11 protein-coding genes, 6 tRNA genes and 3 rRNA genes are annotated in these 19,453 nt (G+C 36.9%); 16 read left to right on the forward strand and 4 right to left on the reverse strand.

Features of this window, described 5'->3' with window-relative positions:
- Positions 1–120 precede the first annotated feature (120 nt).
- The 16 genes from ssp1_RS03635 (at position 121) to glmM (ending at position 13,559) form a co-directional block, all read left to right on the forward strand.
- On the forward strand, positions 121–588 hold the full coding sequence (locus ssp1_RS03635; protein WP_002450466.1) for a SepA family multidrug efflux transporter: 468 nt from the start codon (positions 121–123) through the stop codon (positions 586–588).
- Between the two features lie 75 nt (positions 589–663).
- Entirely contained in the window at positions 664–2,106 is a 1,443-nt protein-coding gene (locus tag ssp1_RS03640; protein WP_075778649.1) for an MDR family MFS transporter, read from the forward strand.
- A 146-nt stretch (positions 2,107–2,252) separates the two neighbouring features.
- Positions 2,253–3,317 (forward strand): P-loop NTPase, encoded by a 1,065-nt coding sequence (locus ssp1_RS03645; RefSeq protein WP_075778648.1) that lies wholly within the window; start codon positions 2,253–2,255, stop codon positions 3,315–3,317.
- Between the two features lie 440 nt (positions 3,318–3,757).
- Positions 3,758–5,310: ribosomal RNA gene (locus ssp1_RS03650) — 16S ribosomal RNA — on the forward strand.
- 380 nt (positions 5,311–5,690) lie between these two features.
- Positions 5,691–8,612: ribosomal RNA gene (locus ssp1_RS03655) — 23S ribosomal RNA — on the forward strand.
- 70 nt (positions 8,613–8,682) lie between these two features.
- Positions 8,683–8,797: ribosomal RNA gene (gene rrf, locus ssp1_RS03660) — 5S ribosomal RNA — on the forward strand.
- The 16S, 23S and 5S rRNA genes sit together here with 6 tRNA genes alongside, the layout of an rRNA operon.
- Positions 8,798–8,811: 14 nt before the next feature.
- Positions 8,812–8,886: transfer RNA gene (locus ssp1_RS03665), tRNA-Asn, on the forward strand.
- A gap of 1 nt (position 8,887) precedes the next feature.
- Positions 8,888–8,959, forward strand: a tRNA-Glu gene (locus ssp1_RS03670).
- Positions 8,960–8,964: 5 nt separating this feature from the next.
- Positions 8,965–9,040 (forward strand) — tRNA-Val (locus ssp1_RS03675).
- A gap of 21 nt (positions 9,041–9,061) precedes the next feature.
- Positions 9,062–9,145: transfer RNA gene (locus ssp1_RS03680), tRNA-Tyr, on the forward strand.
- Positions 9,146–9,151: 6 nt separating this feature from the next.
- Positions 9,152–9,226 (forward strand) — tRNA-Gln (locus ssp1_RS03685).
- 3 nt (positions 9,227–9,229) lie between these two features.
- A tRNA-Lys gene (locus tag ssp1_RS03690) sits at positions 9,230–9,302 on the forward strand.
- Between the two features lie 100 nt (positions 9,303–9,402).
- The gene (rocF, locus tag ssp1_RS03695) at positions 9,403–10,308 is read left to right on the forward strand and encodes an arginase (protein WP_075777864.1); all 906 of its coding nucleotides are present in this window, start codon (positions 9,403–9,405) and stop codon (positions 10,306–10,308) included.
- Positions 10,309–10,435: 127 nt separating this feature from the next.
- A complete protein-coding gene (gene cdaA / locus ssp1_RS03700) occupies positions 10,436–11,242 on the forward strand; it encodes a diadenylate cyclase CdaA (protein ID WP_002451707.1) in 807 nt (268 codons plus the stop codon).
- 1 nt (position 11,243) lies between these two features.
- Entirely contained in the window at positions 11,244–12,176 is a 933-nt protein-coding gene (locus ssp1_RS03705; RefSeq protein WP_075777865.1) for a CdaR family protein, read from the forward strand.
- A gap of 27 nt (positions 12,177–12,203) precedes the next feature.
- Positions 12,204–13,559, forward strand: a complete 1,356-nt coding sequence (gene glmM / locus ssp1_RS03710) for a phosphoglucosamine mutase (protein WP_075777866.1) — start codon at positions 12,204–12,206, stop codon at positions 13,557–13,559.
- A gap of 93 nt (positions 13,560–13,652) precedes the next feature.
- Here the strand turns inward: glmM and ssp1_RS03715 are convergent, their stop codons facing one another.
- The 4 genes from ssp1_RS03715 to ssp1_RS03730 are packed head-to-tail and all read right to left on the reverse strand — an operon-like array spanning position 13,653 to position 18,812.
- Positions 13,653–14,765: a mannitol-1-phosphate 5-dehydrogenase gene (locus ssp1_RS03715; RefSeq protein ID WP_002451704.1), complete on the reverse strand. Its 1,113-nt coding sequence runs from the start codon at positions 14,763–14,765 to the stop codon at positions 13,653–13,655.
- Positions 14,765–15,199, reverse strand: coding sequence for a PTS mannitol transporter subunit IIA (locus tag ssp1_RS03720; RefSeq protein WP_002451703.1), 435 nt, complete (start codon positions 15,197–15,199; stop codon positions 14,765–14,767). The genes ssp1_RS03715 and ssp1_RS03720 overlap by 1 nt, the downstream gene beginning before the upstream one ends.
- Positions 15,200–15,213: 14 nt before the next feature.
- On the reverse strand, positions 15,214–17,241 hold the full coding sequence (locus ssp1_RS03725) for a BglG family transcription antiterminator (RefSeq protein ID WP_118828121.1): 2,028 nt from the start codon (positions 17,239–17,241) through the stop codon (positions 15,214–15,216).
- Positions 17,242–17,273: 32 nt separating this feature from the next.
- The gene (locus tag ssp1_RS03730; RefSeq protein ID WP_107536159.1) at positions 17,274–18,812 is read right to left on the reverse strand and encodes a PTS mannitol transporter subunit IIBC; all 1,539 of its coding nucleotides are present in this window, start codon (positions 18,810–18,812) and stop codon (positions 17,274–17,276) included.
- Positions 18,813–19,453: the final 641 nt, after the last annotated feature.

The following is a 19,453-nucleotide window of genomic DNA, read 5'->3' on the forward strand; positions in this document are numbered from 1 at the left end:
AAAAATTTAACAAATCGTTTAGAACGCCTACATTAATTGTGGGCGTTTTTATAATTTTATAAGGTCATCGATTAATGGTAAAATACTTTATGTATTCAAAATAGGAGGAGGATAAGTGTAATGAAGTTTTTTAGAAATAAGATGTATAATTTAATATCTACACTTATTGTTCTTACTATTTTTATTATTTCAGGAACGATTTTTTTAATGTTTTTAGGGTTTGGTTTATATGGCTTAAGTAGGATTTTGATATATTTTAAATTAGGTTATTTTGGCTATAATAAAAGCTTTTACGACAATATTTTCTATTATGGAAGCTATATTGTTTTAGGATATTTCACTTTATTCGCAGTTGAACATCTTATGGATTACTTTAGAAAACGCTTGCCACAAAACCCATACTTTCAAGGAGTTACTTATCATTTAATAGGATACTCTGTTACGACAATATTGTTTTACTTTATAATACATGTCCATTACACATATATAGATATTAAGTTTTGGGTGATTATGGTAATTATAGGATTCTTATATATTTGTAAAGAAATTTTCTATCCAGATAGCACAAATTTAAATAATAAAAAGTAATGAGCACTAAATTTGAATAGTTTTTCGTAGTTTGTTTGAATGAAATACTATTATTGAATAAAGGAGATTATGTTCATGAGCAATATAGAAATTAATAAAAGACGAAGGAATTTAATTGTTTCTGTAATGCTAATTAGTGCTTTTGTAGCTATTTTAAATCAAACATTATTGAATACAGCTTTACCGCATATTATGAGAGAATTAAAAATCGATGAAAGTACATCTCAGTGGTTGATAACGGGATTTATGTTAGTTAATGGTGTTATGATTCCGTTAACAGCATATTTAATGGATCGAGTTAAAACGAGACCATTATATTTATCTGCAATGGGTACCTTTTTAATTGGATCGATTGTAGCTGCCATTGCACCTAATTTTGGTGTCTTAATGACTGCGAGAGTTATTCAAGCTATGGGTGCAGGTGTATTAATGCCTCTTATGCAATTTACATTGTTTACACTGTTTTCTAGGGAAAGACGTGGATTTGCAATGGGATTAGCTGGTTTAGTAATTCAATTTGCACCTGCAATCGGACCTACGTTCACAGGTTTAATTATTGATCATGTGAGTTGGAGAGTACCATTCATAATTATAGTTGGTATCGCATTAATTGCACTTGTCTTCGGTTTTATATTTATTTCAAGCTATAACGAAACTAAGCAAACTAAGCTCGATAAACGTTCTATATTATATTCAACAGTTGGATTTGGTATGATGTTATATGCATTCAGTAGTGCGGGTAGTTTAGGCTTCGCGAATCCAATTATCATAGTTACATTAATAGTAAGTTTGATAATCATATTGATATTTGTTAGACGTCAATTAACAATTTCCAATCCATTACTTAATTTAAAAGTGTTTAAGACGAGAACTTTTTGTTTTAGTACGATTACTTCAATGATAGTGATGATGTCCATGGTTGGACCTGCATTATTAATTCCATTATATGTACAAAATGCTTTAGCATTGTCCGCATTATTATCAGGTCTAGTCATCATGCCTGGTGCGATAATTAATGGCTTAATGTCTGTGTTTACAGGTAGTTTTTATGATAAATATGGTCCAAGGCCTCTTATCATTTCCGGTTTTACTATTTTAACCGTATGCACATTTTTATTGTGTTTCTTAAAAGCAGACACATCCTATATGTATTTAATTATTATATATGCAATAAGAATGTTTGCAGTTTCTTTATTAATGATGCCTATTAATACAGCTGGTATTAACGCACTAGAAAATAAAAACATTTCCCATGGTACAGCCATTATGAACTTTGGACGTGTTATGGCTGGATCTTTAGGAACAGCTTTAATGGTTACATTTATGAGTATGGGCTCAAAATGGTTAGGATCTACAATAGCAACATCAGGAAGTAAAGAAATGATACAGCGACAAACCGTTGCTGCAGGTGTAGATGTATCATTTGCGTTAGTAACATTATTCGTAGTAGTTGCATTTAGTTTCGCATTATTCATCAAAGAACCTAGGAATAAGAATAAAAATATTAGAGAAGTATAAAAATCATGTATTCATAGAAGTTAGCTATTTATTTAAAGCTAACTTCTTTTTTTATTACATAAAAAGTCTTATACTAAAAAAGATAGACTAGGTAATAGCACAGTATAGTTATTTAGTTGAGACAATATAAATAAGGGGGATTTACTTTGTTAACGGTAAATCAAGTCAAAGAATTAGTTGGAGAAATAAAAGATCCAATTATTGATGTACCTTTAAAAGAAACTAACGGAATAGTTGATGTTTCTATTAAAGAAGAAATTGAACATGTTAGTGTTAAAATTGCTATGGCACAATTAGGTGGACAACCTCAACTAGACTTACAAATGGCTGTAGTTAAAACGCTAAAAGAAAATGGAGCGAAAACAGTAGGTATTAGATTCGAAGAGTTACCTGCAGGTACAGTTGAACAGTATAGAGGTAAAGGTACTGAAAAGCCTAAAACGATAGAAGGATTATTATCAAAGAATAATTCTGTTGAATTTATAGCAATTGCGTCAGGTAAAGGCGGCGTTGGAAAATCAACAGTTGCAGTTAATCTAGCAGTTGCTTTAGCTAGAGAAGGAAAAAAAGTTGGACTAGTAGATGCTGATATTTATGGATTTAGTGTACCTGATATGATGGGCATTGATGAAAAACCTGGTATCGAAGGGAAAGAAGTTATCCCAGTTGAAAGATATGGCGTTAAAGTTATTTCTATGGCTTTCTTTGTTGAAGAAAATGCACCAGTCATTTGGAGAGGACCAATGTTAGGTAAAATGCTTACTAACTTTTTCACGGAAGTAAAATGGGGTGATCTAGATTACTTATTATTAGATTTACCTCCAGGTACTGGTGATGTTGCGCTAGATGTTCATTCTATGCTTCCTTCTAGTAAAGAAATTATTGTCACTACACCTCATCCAACTGCAGCATTTGTTGCTGCGAGAGCAGGTGCTATGGCTAAACATACAGACCATTCAATTTTAGGTGTAATTGAAAACATGAGTTATTTTGAAAGTAAAGAAACTGGCAATAAAGAATACGTGTTTGGTAAAGGTGGCGGAACGAAACTAGCAGATGAGTTAGAAACTCAATTGTTCGGTGAATTACCATTAGAACAACCAACATGGAACCCTACAGATTTTTCTCCGTCTATCTATCAACCTGAAGATAGATTAGGCAAAATCTATCAGACAATTGCTCAAAAAGTAATCGCAAGTACACAAAAGTAACAAAAAGTTATTAAGCGTATAAAATTAACTATATTTTTATACGCTTTTTCTATTGCATTTTAGAAAAATCCTGTTAGAATATTTTCTTGTGAGTTATTCAACTCGAAAATATCAATTTAAAAAAAGTTTGATTTCATTGTTGACTTCAAAAGATAAAATTGATATTATATAAAAGTCGCCAAAAACGACAAGTTAAGTTTAATAAAACTTTGTTAAGAAAGTGTAAAACTTACTATTGCTAAGCGAAAACAAATCGTTTAGACTTAATAAAGTAATCTTAATTAAATATTGACTTCGAATTAAAGAAGTTATATAATAATGAAAATTGTTTCAAATGAACATTGAAAACTGAATGACAATATGTCAACGTTAATTCCAACAATGTAACGAAAGTTACAACAATTAATTTAGTTTTATGAGCTAATCAAACATCATAATTTTTTATGGAGAGTTTGATCCTGGCTCAGGATGAACGCTGGCGGCGTGCCTAATACATGCAAGTCGAGCGAACAGATAAGGAGCTTGCTCCTTTGACGTTAGCGGCGGACGGGTGAGTAACACGTGGATAACCTACCTATAAGACTGGGATAACTTCGGGAAACCGGAGCTAATACCGGATAACATATTGAACCGCATGGTTCAATAGTGAAAGGCGGCTTTGCTGTCACTTATAGATGGATCCGCGCCGTATTAGCTAGTTGGTAAGGTAACGGCTTACCAAGGCAACGATACGTAGCCGACCTGAGAGGGTGATCGGCCACACTGGAACTGAGACACGGTCCAGACTCCTACGGGAGGCAGCAGTAGGGAATCTTCCGCAATGGGCGAAAGCCTGACGGAGCAACGCCGCGTGAGTGATGAAGGTCTTCGGATCGTAAAACTCTGTTATCAGGGAAGAACAAATGTGTAAGTAACTGTGCACATCTTGACGGTACCTGATCAGAAAGCCACGGCTAACTACGTGCCAGCAGCCGCGGTAATACGTAGGTGGCAAGCGTTATCCGGAATTATTGGGCGTAAAGCGCGCGTAGGCGGTTTTTTAAGTCTGATGTGAAAGCCCACGGCTCAACCGTGGAGGGTCATTGGAAACTGGAAAACTTGAGTGCAGAAGAGGAAAGTGGAATTCCATGTGTAGCGGTGAAATGCGCAGAGATATGGAGGAACACCAGTGGCGAAGGCGACTTTCTGGTCTGTAACTGACGCTGATGTGCGAAAGCGTGGGGATCAAACAGGATTAGATACCCTGGTAGTCCACGCCGTAAACGATGAGTGCTAAGTGTTAGGGGGTTTCCGCCCCTTAGTGCTGCAGCTAACGCATTAAGCACTCCGCCTGGGGAGTACGACCGCAAGGTTGAAACTCAAAGGAATTGACGGGGACCCGCACAAGCGGTGGAGCATGTGGTTTAATTCGAAGCAACGCGAAGAACCTTACCAAATCTTGACATCCTTTGACCGCTCTAGAGATAGAGTTTTCCCCTTCGGGGGACAAAGTGACAGGTGGTGCATGGTTGTCGTCAGCTCGTGTCGTGAGATGTTGGGTTAAGTCCCGCAACGAGCGCAACCCTTAAGCTTAGTTGCCATCATTAAGTTGGGCACTCTAAGTTGACTGCCGGTGACAAACCGGAGGAAGGTGGGGATGACGTCAAATCATCATGCCCCTTATGATTTGGGCTACACACGTGCTACAATGGACAATACAAAGGGCAGCTAAACCGCGAGGTCAAGCAAATCCCATAAAGTTGTTCTCAGTTCGGATTGTAGTCTGCAACTCGACTACATGAAGCTGGAATCGCTAGTAATCGTAGATCAGCATGCTACGGTGAATACGTTCCCGGGTCTTGTACACACCGCCCGTCACACCACGAGAGTTTGTAACACCCGAAGCCGGTGGAGTAACCATTTATGGAGCTAGCCGTCGAAGGTGGGACAAATGATTGGGGTGAAGTCGTAACAAGGTAGCCGTATCGGAAGGTGCGGCTGGATCACCTCCTTTCTAAGGATATATTCGGAACATCTTCGTAGAAGATGAAGGAATAACATTGACATATTGTATTCAGTTTTGAATGTTTATACAACATTCAACATATCTTCTTTTTCAAAGAAAGCGATTCGCAGACAATGCGTTGAGATACTTTAAAGCGGAGTTTACTAGAGTAAATGGGTATTTAAAGTAATGATAACAAAGCAGTATGCAAACGCTTGACTGGAAATAGAACTTGTACATTGAAAACTAGATAAGTAAGTAAAATAGATTTTACCAAGCAAAACCGAGTGAATTAGAGTTTTAAAGCTTGAATTCATAAGAAATAATCGCTAGTGTTCGAAAGAACACTCACAAGATTAATAACGCGTTTCCTGTAGGATGGAAACATAGATTAAGTTATTAAGGGCGCACGGTGGATGCCTTGGCACTAGAAGCCGATGAAGGACGTTACTAACGACGATATGCTTTGGGGAGCTGTAAGTAAGCGTTGATCCAGAGATTTCCGAATGGGGAAACCCAGCATGAGTTATGTCATGTTATCGATATGTGAATACATAGCATATCAGAAGGCAGACCCGGAGAACTGAAACATCTTAGTACCCGGAGGAAGAGAAAGAAAAATCGATTCCCTGAGTAGCGGCGAGCGAAACGGGAAGAGCCCAAACCAACAAGCTTGCTTGTTGGGGTTGTAGGACACTCTATACGGAGTTACAAAAGTATATATTAGACGAATCATCTGGAAAGTTGAATCAAAGAAGGTAATAATCCTGTAGTCGAAAATATATACTCTCTTGAGTGGATCCTGAGTACGACGGAGCACGTGAAATTCCGTCGGAATCTGGGAGGACCATCTCCTAAGGCTAAATACTCTCTAGTGACCGATAGTGAACCAGTACCGTGAGGGAAAGGTGAAAAGTACCCCGGAAGGGGAGTGAAAGAGAACTTGAAACCGTGTGCTTACAAGTAGTCAGAGCCCGTTAATGGGTGATGGCGTGCCTTTTGTAGAATGAACCGGCGAGTTACGATTTGATGCGAGGTTAAGCAGCTAATGTGGAGCCGTAGCGAAAGCGAGTCTGAATAGGGCGTTTAGTATTTGGTCGTAGACCCGAAACCAGGTGATCTACCCTTGGTCAGGTTGAAGTTCAGGTAACACTGAATGGAGGACCGAACCGACTTACGTTGAAAAGTGAGCGGATGAACTGAGGGTAGCGGAGAAATTCCAATCGAACTTGGAGATAGCTGGTTCTCTCCGAAATAGCTTTAGGGCTAGCCTCAAGTGATGATTATTGGAGGTAGAGCACTGTTTGGACGAGGGGCCCTTCTCGGGTTACCGAATTCAGACAAACTCCGAATGCCAATCAATTTAACTTGGGAGTCAGAACATGGGTGATAAGGTCCGTGTTCGAAAGGGAAACAGCCCAGACCACCAGCTAAGGTCCCAAAATATATGTTAAGTGGAAAAGGATGTGGCGTTGCCCAGACAACTAGGATGTTGGCTTAGAAGCAGCCATCATTTAAAGAGTGCGTAATAGCTCACTAGTCGAGTGACACTGCGCCGAAAATGTACCGGGGCTAAACATATTACCGAAGCTGTGGATTGTCCGTAGGACAATGGTAGGAGAGCGTTCTAAGGGCGTCGAAGCATGATCGCAAGGACATGTGGAGCGCTTAGAAGTGAGAATGCCGGTGTGAGTAGCGAAAGACGGGTGAGAATCCCGTCCACCGATTGACTAAGGTTTCCAGAGGAAGGCTCGTCCGCTCTGGGTTAGTCGGGTCCTAAGCTGAGGCCGACAGGCGTAGGCGATGGATAACAGGTTGATATTCCTGTACCACCTAGTATCGTTTTAATCGATGGGGGGACGCAGTAGGATAGGCGAAGCGTGCTATTGGATTGCACGTCCAAGCAGTAAGACTGAGTGTTAGGCAAATCCGGCACTCATAAGGTCAAGCTGTGATGGGGAGAGGAAATTGTTTCCTCGAGTCGTTGATTTCACACTGCCAAGAAAAGCCTCTAGATAGATAACAGGTGCCCGTACCGCAAACCGACACAGGTAGTCAAGATGAGAATTCTAAGGTGAGCGAGCGAACTCTCGTTAAGGAACTCGGCAAAATGACCCCGTAACTTCGGGAGAAGGGGTGCTCTTTAGGGTTAACGCCCAGAAGAGCCGCAGTGAATAGGCCCAAGCGACTGTTTATCAAAAACACAGGTCTCTGCTAAACCGTAAGGTGATGTATAGGGGCTGACGCCTGCCCGGTGCTGGAAGGTTAAGAGGAGTAGTTAGCTTCTGCGAAGCTACGAATCGAAGCCCCAGTAAACGGCGGCCGTAACTATAACGGTCCTAAGGTAGCGAAATTCCTTGTCGGGTAAGTTCCGACCCGCACGAAAGGCGTAACGATTTGGGCACTGTCTCAACGAGAGACTCGGTGAAATCATAGTACCTGTGAAGATGCAGGTTACCCGCGACAGGACGGAAAGACCCCGTGGAGCTTTACTGTAGCCTGATATTGAAATTCGGCACAGCTTGTACAGGATAGGTAGGAGCCTTTGAAACGTGAGCGCTAGCTTACGTGGAGGCATTGGTGGGATACTACCCTAGCTGTGTTGACTTTCTAACCCGCACCACTTATCGTGGTGGGAGACAGTGTCAGGTGGGCAGTTTGACTGGGGCGGTCGCCTCCTAAAAGGTAACGGAGGCGCTCAAAGGTTCCCTCAGAATGGTTGGAAATCATTCATAGAGTGTAAAGGCATAAGGGAGCTTGACTGCGAGACTTACAAGTCGAGCAGGGTCGAAAGACGGACTTAGTGATCCGGTGGTTCCGCATGGAAGGGCCATCGCTCAACGGATAAAAGCTACCCCGGGGATAACAGGCTTATCTCCCCCAAGAGTTCACATCGACGGGGAGGTTTGGCACCTCGATGTCGGCTCATCGCATCCTGGGGCTGTAGTCGGTCCCAAGGGTTGGGCTGTTCGCCCATTAAAGCGGTACGCGAGCTGGGTTCAGAACGTCGTGAGACAGTTCGGTCCCTATCCGTCGTGGGCGTAGGAAATTTGAGAGGAGCTGTCCTTAGTACGAGAGGACCGGGATGGACATACCTCTGGTGTACCAGTTGTCGTGCCAACGGCATAGCTGGGTAGCTATGTATGGACGGGATAAGTGCTGAAAGCATCTAAGCATGAAGCCCCCCTCAAGATGAGATTTCCCAACTTCGGTTATAAGATCCCTCAAAGATGATGAGGTTAATAGGTTCGAGGTGGAAGCGTGGTGACACGTGGAGCTGACGAATACTAATCGATCGAAGACTTAATCAAAATTTATGTTTTGCGACGCAAAATCATTTTACTTACTATCTAGTTTTGAATGTATAATACATTCCATTTGTCTGGTGACAATGGCAAGGAGGTCACACCTGTTCCCATGCCGAACACAGAAGTTAAGCTCCTTAGCGCCGATGGTAGTCAGACTAACGTTCCGCTAGAGTAGGACGTTGCCAGGCAAATATATAATTATTCCACAGTAGCTCAGTGGTAGAGCTATCGGCTGTTAACCGATCGGTCGTAGGTTCGAGTCCTACCTGTGGAGCCATGGCTCCTTGGTCAAGCGGTTAAGACACCGCCCTTTCACGGCGGTAACACGGGTTCGAGTCCCGTAGGAGTCATTTATGGAGAATTAGCTCAGCTGGGAGAGCATCTGCCTTACAAGCAGAGGGTCGGCGGTTCGAACCCGTCATTCTCCACCATTGATTTTAATTAAATATGCTGGAGGGGTAGCGAAGTGGCTAAACGCGGCGGACTGTAAATCCGCTCCTTCGGGTTCGGCAGTTCGAATCTGCCCCCCTCCACCATCTTAATGGGCTATAGCCAAGCGGTAAGGCAACGGACTTTGACTCCGTCACGCGCTGGTTCGAATCCAGCTAGCCCAGCCATAAGAGCCATTAGCTCAGTTGGTAGAGCATCTGACTTTTAATCAGAGGGTCAGAGGTTCGAATCCTCTATGGCTCACTCTTAACATCTTTCTTCGGAAAGATGTTTTTTTATGTTGTTTTATGTAAGCGGATACATTATTCTATAAATAACATGATAAAAAGAGGTGGATATATTAATGAAGAACATAGATATTATTGGGGCACCTTCGACATTTGGCCAAAGAAAATTAGGTGTGAATTTAGGTCCAGATGCTATAAGATATGCAGGATTACAGGAAAGATTAGAAAATTTAGGTATGAATGTTCAAGATATTGGCAATATAGACGTTCCTGCTATAGATTTGAAAAAGTTTAATTCTGAGCAACAAGGCTTGAGAAATTATGATGAAATTATAAGCGTCTCAAATGTACTTAGCGAAAAAGTTGAACAAACGATAGTAAATCATAGATTTCCATTAGTTTTAGGTGGAGATCATTCTATAGCGGTAGGTTCAATTTCTGGTATTAGTAAACACTATGAAAATCTTGGTGTAATTTGGTATGATGCTCATGGAGATTTGAATATACCTGAAGAGTCACCATCAGGAAATATACATGGGATGCCACTAAGAATATTATTAGGTGATGGTCCAAGTGATCTTGTTAATTTAAATAATAGTCAACCTAAACTTAAACCTGAAAATATAGTTTTAATTGGTATGAGAGATTTGGATAAAGGTGAACGTGAGTATATCAAAGCACAAAACATTAAAACTTATACTATGGCAGATATAGATAAACTTGGAATCGAAACAGTTATTAATGATACTTTAAGTTATTTGAAATCAAGAAATGTTGATGGGTTACATTTATCATTAGATGTCGATGCCTTAGATCCAACTGAAACACCAGGAACAGGAACAAGAGTATTAGGTGGGTTAAGTTATAGAGAAAGCCATTTTGCTTTAGAATTACTTCATGAAAGTAATATGATTACATCAATGGATTTGGTTGAAGTTAATCCATTAATTGATTTACATAATAGTACAGCTGAACAAGCAGTTTCATTACTTGGGACATTTTTCGGAGAAACATTATTATAAAATAATTATTGCAACTTGCATGTGTTTTGACATGCAAGTTTTTTTCATTTTTCTCACCGTTCATATGACACGTGTTCTAATGATTGATATAATGGATGATATGGAAAATGTTATCGGAGGAGATGTTATGGATTTTTCCAATTTTTTTCAAAATTTCAGTACTTTGAAAGTCATAACTAGTGTCCTCGATTTATTGATTGTGTGGTATGTCCTTTACTTACTTATTACAGTTTTTAAAGGAACTAAGGCAATACAATTATTAAAAGGTATTGTTGTTATAGTAATCGGTCAACAAATCAGTAAAATGCTAAATTTGACTGCGACTTCTAAATTGTTCGATATCGTAATTCAATGGGGTGTACTTGCTTTAATAGTTATTTTCCAACCTGAGATTCGAAGAGCGCTTGAACAATTAGGTAGAGGAAGTTTCTTGAAACGTTATACAAATGCCTATACTAAAGATGAAGAGAAGTTAATCCAATCTGTATCTAAAGCGGTTCAGTATATGGCTAAGCGTCGTATAGGTGCGTTAATAGTGTTTGAGAAAGAGACAGGTTTACAGGATTATATTGAAACTGGAATTCCTATGGATTCTAAAATTTCTCAAGAATTATTAACCAATGTATTTATACCTAATACACCTTTACATGATGGTGCTATGATCATTCAAGGAACAAAAATAGCAGCAGCCGCTAGTTATTTACCTTTATCAGATAGTGTTAAAATTTCAAAAAGTTTAGGTACTAGACACAGAGCAGCAGTAGGTATTTCAGAAGTATCAGATGCTTTTACAGTTATTGTTTCTGAAGAGACAGGTGATGTGTCAGTAACATTTGATGGTAAACTAAGACGAGATATTTCAAATGAAGTGTTTGAAGAATTACTAGCTGAGCATTGGTTTGGCACACACTTTCAAAAGAAAGGTGTGAATTAATATGTTAGAGAGTAAGTGGGGGTTAAGATTCGTTGCACTTATTTTAGCAATATTTTTCTTCTTATCTGTTAATAATGTTTTTGGTAACATATTTAATTCAGATGATATTTCACAGAAATCAACAAAGACAATCCAAGATGTTCCAGTGGAAGTAGTTTATAACCATAAAGATTTACATGCAACTCATGTTCCAGATACTGTAGATGTGAACATTTCAGGGCCACAATCTAAATTATTAAAAATTGAAAGTCCAGATGACTTAAAAGTAGTGGTTGATTTATCTGGTGAAAAAGCTGGTAAATATCATGAAAAATTCCAAGTTAAAGGAATAAGTAATGGTATTAATTACAATGTAAAACCTAAAGCAGCCAATATTACATTGGAAAAGAAAACGACTAAGACGATGCATGTTCAACCGGATGTAAGTCAAAGCGATATTTCAAATGAATATAAAATAGATAAACAACAAATTTCACCTGAGACAGTTAAAGTTACAGGTGGAGAAGAACAATTGAATCAAATTGCTTACTTAAAAGCAACATATAAAAATGCAACTAAGATTAGTAAAGATACGAAAGATGTTGCAGATGTTAATGCTTACGATAAAGATTTAAATAAATTAAACGTATCAATTAACCCAGGACAAGTTGATTTGAAAGTGTCTGTTAAGCCTTTTAGTAAAAAAGTTAAGGTTAATACTAAGACTACTGGAAATTTAGATGGTAATAAAAAAGTTGATCATATTAAATTAGATGATGATGAAGTAGAGATTTATGGTAGTAGAGAAGACTTACAGGGTATAGATAATATCACAGCTGAAGTTGATTTAGATCATATTTCAGAATCAACTGAAAAGACAGTGAAATTTAATTTGCCTAAGAATGTAAGTAAGGTTGAACCTGAAGAAACAAAGGCTTATATTACGGTTAAATAATTGAAAGAAATAAAAGGAGAGTAAATCATGGGAAAATATTTTGGTACTGACGGTGTCAGAGGTGTCGCAAACGAAGAGTTAACACCAGAACTAGCATTTAAATTAGGTAGATATGGTGGCTATGTACTAGCACATAATAAAGGTGAAAAAAATCCTAGGGTACTTGTAGGAAGGGATACAAGAGTCTCTGGTGAAATGTTAGAATCTGCATTAATTGCAGGGTTAATTTCTATTGGTGCAGAAGTCATGCGTTTAGGTATTATTTCTACTCCAGGTGTTGCATATTTAACTAGAGAAATGGACGCAGGACTAGGTGTTATGATTTCGGCATCACATAACCCAGTTGCTGATAATGGTATTAAATTCTTTGGTTCTGATGGATTTAAACTTTCTGATGATCAAGAAGAAGAAATAGAAGCACTATTAGATCAAGATGAACCAAGTCTTCCAAGACCAGTTGGTACTGATATCGTTCATTACTCAGATTATTTTGAAGGTGCACAAAAATATTTAAGTTATTTAAAATCAACAGTAGATGTGAATTTAGAAGGCATGAAAATAGTTTTAGATGGTGCCAATGGATCTACATCATCATTAGCACCATTCTTATTCGGTGATTTAGAGGCGGATACTGAAACAGTAGGCTGTAGTCCTGATGGCTATAATATCAATGAGGAATGTGGTTCTACACATCCTCAAGCACTTGCAGAAAAAGTACTTGAAACTGGAGCAGATTTTGGATTAGCATTTGATGGTGATGGTGACAGAATCATTGCTGTAGATGAAAAAGGACATATCGTTGATGGTGACCAAATTATGTTCATCATTGGCCAAGAAATGCACAAGAATCAAGAACTAAATAATAATATGATTGTTTCAACAGTTATGAGTAATTTAGGTTTCTATAAAGCATTAGAGAATGAAGGTATCCAATCTAATAAAACAAAAGTCGGCGATCGTTACGTGGTTGAAGAAATGAGACGTGGCAATTATAATCTTGGTGGCGAACAATCAGGTCATATTGTTTTAATGGATTATAATACAACAGGCGACGGATTATTAACAGGTGTGCAACTTGCAGCTATCGTTAAAATGTCAGGTAAATCATTGAGTGAATTAGCTTCACAAATGAAAACTTATCCGCAATCACTAATCAATGTGAGAGTAACTGATAAATATCGTGTTGAAGAAAATATTGATGTTAAAGAAGTAATGACTAAAGTTGAAGTGGAAATGAATGGTGAAGGTAGAATTTTAGTGCGTCCTTCAGGTACAGAACCTTTAGTACGTGTGATGGTAGAAGCATCAACTGACGAAGATGCACAAAGATTTGCACAACAAATTGCCGATGTAGTCGAAGACAAGATGGGTTTAGATAAATAAATGATAAGAGCACATGTCACAAATTAAATGTGGCATGTGTTTTTTATATTACAAAAAGAACCAGAAACAGTAGTTTCTGGTTCTTTAAATATCTTATTTTGCAACTAGTTCATTATATTCTTTTTCAATTTCTTCAGCTAATGGTCCTTCAACTTTAGCATATGTTTGTAAGAAGGCTTTAATACCATTTTCATGAATATAATTATTTTTCTCAACTGTTTCTTGATCAGCTTTGTCGTCATATTTTAAAAGTAGGGCAGCTGCTTTAACCAAGCCATCTCTTTCTAAATTATGTTCATATAAATAATTCAATGGTTTGATGATACGATCTTTCGGTCCAATTTTACGTAGTGTTCCGCGACCTACGCGAGTAACTTCATCAGAAAGATGTGGGTTATTGAAACGTTCGATAATTTTTTCTACGTATTGTGATTGTTCAGTTTTAGTGAAATCAAATTCACGAGTAATATATTCGCTTGTTTCAGCTAATACACGTCTTAAACCTGCTTCAATCGTACTATCTTGAACGGCATCTAATACTGTTGCCTTATTATCATTATATCCTGCATATGCTAAAAATGCATGACCTGTATTTACTGTTAATAATTTTCTTTCGATATAAGGTGTTAGATCATCAACGTATTTAATATGATCTAACTCTTGACCATACCAAGCGTCTTTTTCGACTACCCACTCGAAGAACGGTTCTACCATAACATCTAAAATATTTTCATTTTTTTGTAATGGAACGATTCTATCAACTGCAGAGTTTGCAAAGTGAATATGATCGCCTAGAGGGCCAGTGATATCTAAGATAGCTTTTTTAAGTGTGTCTGTTGCCATTATTGCATTTTCACATGCAACGATATTAACATGATTTTCTTTTTCTTTTAAATATGGTGCAAATGATTTAGCGATAATTGGTAAGATATTAACACCAACTGCAGTAGTAATTAAATCAGCTTCTAAAATAGCTTGTTTTAATTCATCAGACGGTTTAGCTGAGTTAATCGCATCAACATTGTTCACACGTGTAGTTGTTTTAGACTCATCTGCTAAAATAACGTCGTATTCATGCTCTTTTTGTAAAGCATTAATAATGTCTTCGTTAACATCTGCAAATGTAACTTTAATATTATTATCTGCTAAGATATAACCAATAAAACCACGACCGATATTACCGGCACCAAAATGTACTGCTTTCATTATGCATCAGCCTCCTCAAAGACTTGTTTGATTTCGTCAGCAGATTTAGCATTGATAATACGCTCTACATTTTCTTCTTCACTGAAAGTAATCGCGATTTTAGATAATAGGTCTAAATGTTCTCCATCTTTACCAGCAATACCAACTACGACTTTAACTTCTTCGCCATTCCAATCTACGCCTTCAGGAATTTGTAATAAGCTTAATCCAGATTGGATAACGTTTCCTTTAGCTTCTTCAGTACCATGTGGTATAGCTAAGCCATTGCCCATAAATGTAGATACGACATCTTCACGATCTTTCATTGCTTGGATGTAGTTTTCTGTTACAGCACCACTATCTACTAAAGCTTGTCCTGCTTTTTCGATTGCTTCGTTTTGACTACCTACTGATACATTGATAAAGATATTTTCGTTACTGAATAATTCACTCATTGATTAATACACTCCTAAATTAATTGTTGTTTTATTTGTTTTAAAAATTGCTTTTCCAGTATGGTTTTAAATTCCTGTGGATTTTGCATAAAATCATCTAAGTTTTCCAAATGATCGCTAAGTGTTTCTGATATTGTACTAACTAGTTTTGTCATGATTGCATCTTCTGGAATAAACATACTTAACATATATTTAATTAAATGATTGTCATTTTGAACATTACTCAACACTATTGGTTCTTCCAAGGTCGTAATAAGGATACTAGGTTGTTTAAACATAGCATCTTTCATATGTGGAATTGCAATAGGGTAGGGTTGTAATATCCAACTTGGATTTTCCTCTAACCGCTGTTGTAATTGTTCAGCGAATGACTGACCATCTTCAATGATATGTTGACTTACTAAGTAATCAGCTAAATGTTGTTTCCAATTTTTAACTGATTTATATTCTATTTTCACTGAATCAACTAATTTTAAACCTGCGCGCATGGTTTCTAAAATATCTTCTGAGGATGCTTTTTGAGTCTCCACATCTTTCTCTTTTACCACCTGATGTGATTCTTTGGTATTTAAAAATGACGCCACATAACCGATATCTGAATCAGGAAGTAGGGGATTCACTGTTAAAAATGGTCTATCGATATCTAAATTAACTGTCGATATTATGCCATCATAACTAGATAAATCTAATACATTTAAATCACTTACAGATGCTTGGGTAATACGTTCAATTTCACTAAATACTTGTTCAAGACGAGTTGCTAATAAACGACTAGTCCCAATACCGCTACTACAAACAACTAGAATGTTTAGAAATTGATGTCCTTGATTTTTGATAGATCCTCCAAAATGAAGCACGATAAAGGCGACTTCACTTTCAGGGAATATCAAATCTGGCCAAACGATGCGTAACGCCTTACTCACATTATCAAATAGTCTTGGATATTTGTACTTAATCATATCGGTTAACGGGTTGTAAGTTTCAATATTTGATTCTAAGCGATTGATAGCTGGATTAATATGCAATGATAAACCATTTATTAAAGTATCTTTATCATCAAAGTATTGCCCTGAAATCTCTTCTACTGACTGTACAAAAGATTTAATTTTTTGTTCGCTTTTTTTATCTTCAAATAATGAATCTTTAGTATCTTTACGTTTTGAACCGCGCAAATGAATGGTAATAAATGTGATTTCAGCTTGGTTAAATTGAACATCGTATAAGTATTCTAAATGTTTGGCGATTTCACTAGCAATTTCATGTTCAAACGTATCTTTTACAGATTGATAAATGTCATCATTAAGTGATACATATTCGTTGTTTTGCATTCTTGTAATACTTAAAACGATATGAACAGTTAGTGTTAAATAGCTAGATTCAGTCAATGAATAGGGAAGTTGCCCTAAATAATCCATTAAAATTCTCTCAACTTTAAATATTCTATCTAAATCCACAAGTGATTGCTGAGATTGATGTAATGATTGGTAAACAAAGTGGTTTTCGATTACTGAATACATACTTGTACTATTTAAGTTATTCACCATTAATTGACTTAAGAACTCTCTTTTTTTAGATTCAGTGCCGTTTAAAATAACACCTTCGCCACGTTTACGTGTTAATGATAATTGATATAATGATAAATCTTGTTCTAATTCATCTAGCAATTTGGTTAACGACTGAATGGATACGCCAATTTCTTGAGCTAGACTATATTGTTTAACAGCATGCTTAGACTGTATAAGAGCATATAGAATAATAACTTTTTGCTCTTCTACTGATAAATCGAGCGTTTGCTGCTGAGTCATTTCAAGTTTTAATGCTTGAATATTTTGGTTAAGTCCTTTTAAGCGTATTCCTTTTTTATTTACACGTTCTAATTCTATAGAGAAAGTATCAATATAAGATTCAACATGTTTTAATTCTCTATGAATAGTACGAGAGGACACTGCCAGTTGCTGAGCAATGTCGTATATAGTGACATATTGACCGTGATACTTGATTAATAGTTCTATAATCTCTTTTTCACGTGTACTCAATAACATGGCGGTATCCTCCATTTAATATTTATTTAAAATTATTGTTCTTCTTTTTTAAGGTTATTTAATAACTCTTCATATCTAGGTGAATTTAAGAAATTATCAACTGAAATATGAATTGCATTTGGTACTTGTTTGATAGCACGATCAGTTAACGTTTTTTGAGTGATAACTAATTGAGCATCGTTAGGTAATTGGTTAATAGCTGTATTTGTCACATTTACATCAGAAATGCCAGCTTTTTTAAATTTATTTCTTAACATACTAGCACCCATTGCACTAGAACCCATACCCGCATCACAAGCAAAGATAACATGGTTAACGTTACTATAATCATGAGCATCTACATCTTCAGTATTATAGTTATCTAATAATTGATCAGCGTCGTCTTCAGTATTATTAGATTCTTCTGTTGATGTAGCACCTGCAGTTGCACTAGCTTCTTGATTATTTTCTTTACTGCTTAATTTTGAAGATACACTTGACTTTTTACCTTTAGTAGCTTCCATTTGAGCAGTAGCTGACTCTAAATCTTGTTTAGGTTCTTTTGTAAACTTAAGAATAATTGCTGAAACTGCGAATGATACTAATGTTGCTAACACCACACCTAATAACATGTGAAGAAATTCTCCTCTAGGTGCGTTAATACAATAAACGATGAATGATCCTGGAGATGCAGGGCTTTTGAATCCGAATCCAGTTGCTTGGTATGTTGCAACGCCTGTCATACCACCTAAAATAACTGAGATGAATAACATAGGTCTCATTAATACATATGGGAAGTAAATTTCATGAATACCACCTAAGAAGTGGATAATTCCTGCACCATATGATGTTGCTTTTGCAGTACCTTTACCAAAAATCATGTATGCAAGTAACACACCGAAACCTGGTCCAGGGTTTGATTCGATTGCGTATAAAACAGATTGACCTGCTGTAGCAGCTTGGTCTGCACCAAGTGGTGTGAATACACCATGGTTTATAGCGTTATTTAAGAATACGATTTTAGCTGGCTCAACAATAATACTTACGATTGGTAATAAGTGAGCGTGAACTAAAGCTTCAACTGCAACAGATAAAATGTGCATGATGAATTTCATAATTGGAGCTAAAATTTCAAAACTTAGAATTGTCATGATGAAACCTAAGATACCGGCTGAGAAGTTATTGAATAACATCTCGAAACCTTGTGGTGTTCTAGGTTGAATGATTTCATCTGTTTTCTTCATTAACCAACCAACTAATGGTCCCATAATCATAGCGCCTAATAGCATTGGTGTATCTGGTAATGCAACGATAACCCCCATAGTTGAAGTTGCAGCGATAATACCACCACGTAATCCATGAATTAAACGACCACCACTAAATGCAATTAATAATGGAATTAAGAATTTAATCATTGGATCGGCTAATTGAGCTAAATCTTTATTTGGTAACCAACCATTGTCGATAAAAATTGCAGCGATAAATCCCCAAGCGATGAATGCACCAATATTTGGCATAATCATACTACTAAGGAAAGAACCGAATGCTTGAACTTTACGGCCGAAACCTTTTTTCTCTTGTGTTTGTGCCATTTCTACACCTCTTTTTAAATTAGTATTTTGACTATATATATTGTAAATCTAAGAAGGTCATTACTACAATAAGAACAAAATTCGAATTTGTCATATAAATCGTGACAACAATAATTCTATTATATGTAGGTAAAGAGAATGTAAATATACAGTTTGTTAACAATTAAATTCATATGCAATTTACGCTAGGAATTTTTTACAAAAAGCTTGTGAAAATATTTGCAATTGAGTAAATTGTCATTGTACAATAGGTTTTAATGGAAAGGAGGATAGAAGATAAATATTACAAAGCGCCTGTGCAAGTTGTTGTTATAATGCAATAATTAAGAATTTAATTCAAATGTTGAAATTCTTATAGCTTATAAGCACATCTTGTAGACGAGGAGGATAGTGATCGAAAAGATCGGCGGATGCTATCCCGGATGTGGCTCATTCGTTAGCTTATTAAGTAAAACAATAGGGCAACCTATTGGACAAAGTTAATAAGATCGCCAGTAAATATTATATAAAATGAAAGACGTTAGAATGCTAAGTGTGATAAAATATCACGCTTATTTTCAAGTGGGTTCAAATACTTTTTTGTGACTTGTTGTATCGAAATAATAATGATAGAAGATTACTAAACTAAATTATGGGTAATA

This window comes from Staphylococcus sp. M0911 (genome assembly GCF_003491325.1).
Lineage (GTDB): Bacteria > Bacillota > Bacilli > Staphylococcales > Staphylococcaceae > Staphylococcus > Staphylococcus warneri_A.